The organism is Actinoallomurus acaciae, from assembly GCF_042429965.1.
Lineage (GTDB): Bacteria > Actinomycetota > Actinomycetes > Streptosporangiales > Streptosporangiaceae > Actinoallomurus > Actinoallomurus acaciae.
Genome location: NZ_JBHLZP010001089.1, coordinates 1 through 1,135, shown reverse-complemented (window position 1 = coordinate 1,135; position 1,135 = coordinate 1). Strand labels below are relative to the sequence as shown.

At 75.2% G+C, this 1,135-nt stretch carries 2 protein-coding genes; both read right to left on the bottom strand.

Going from position 1 to position 1,135, the window contains the following annotated elements:
- A partial coding sequence (locus ACFFNX_RS50720; RefSeq protein WP_378213663.1) for a condensation domain-containing protein occupies positions 1-252 on the bottom strand: 252 nt, incomplete at its 3' end.
- On the bottom strand, positions 237-1,135 hold an 899-nt coding region (locus ACFFNX_RS50715), incomplete at its 5' end, for a condensation domain-containing protein (RefSeq protein WP_378213662.1). The genes ACFFNX_RS50715 and ACFFNX_RS50720, both read right to left, overlap by 16 nt.

Genomic DNA, 1,135 nt, shown 5'->3' with positions numbered 1-1,135 from the left:
GAGCGCGGCGGCCTGGCCCGTCTTCCGCTGCCGGAACGCCACCCGGAGCTGCGGATGCCGGTCGAGCAGCGCCTGGCCCGCGGCGCGCAGCGCGGCGGGGTCGAGCGGCCCGGTGAAGTCGACGGTGAGCTGACCGGTGTAGACGTCGGGACCGCCGGTGTCGCTCAGGGCGTGGAAGAGCAGGCCCTCCTGCATGGGGGTCAGGGGCAGGACATCCTGAAGGCCGGAGGGCGGGGTCACGGCTGCTGCCACTCGGCTTCGAACTCCTCGATCTCGTCTTGGCCCAGTGCCAGGGTCATGTCGGACGGGGTGTGGCCGCCCGCGCCGGGCGCGGTGGCGTGCGCGGCCAGCCCGTCGAGCGCGGTGAACCAGGTGGCGGCGAGGTCGGTGACGGCCGGTTCCGGCAGCAGCGCACCGGGCCAGGCCCAGGTGACGCCGAGCTCGGGTCCGCGCGCGGTGTCCTGGGTGTAGGCGTTGATCTCCAGCGTGTACGGCGCGACCGGCATGGCCGCGTCGAAGCCGCCCGCGAGGACGCCGGCTCCGGCGACCGGCCGCCACGGCTCGGCCGGGTCGTCCTCGACCGCGAAGCGGCCCAGGTAGTTGAAGCTGATCTGCGGTACGGGCAGCTTCGCCAGGTCGGGCCCTGTTCCGGCGTGCAGGTGGCGGAGCAGGCCGTAGCCGAGACCATGGTCGGGCAGGGCCCGGAGCTGCTCCTTCACCCGCTTGAGCGCCGACCCGCCGGCGGGGCCGTCCAGGGCGGAGATTCCGGGGTCGAGGCGGACCGGGAAGATGCTGGTGAACCAGCCGACGGTGCGGGACAGGTCGGCGCCGGGCACCGCCTGCTCCTCTCGGCCGTGGCCTTCCAGGGCGATCAGCACGTCGGTCCGGTCGCCGAGCCCCCGGCGGCGCCGCCAGTCGGCGACGGCCAGGGCGAGGGCGGTGAGCAGGACGTCGTTGACCTCGGCGTGGAACGCGGCCGGCACGGCCGTCAGCAGCGGGCCGGTGCGCTCCGCCGACAGCCGTACGGTGTGGCGGCGCACCGAGGCGAGGTCGCCGACTGGGTCCAGCGGGCGGTGGGTGAGCGCTGGGTCGGGCCCGGCGAGCATCCCGGTCCACAGGTCCAGCTCGGCGGTGC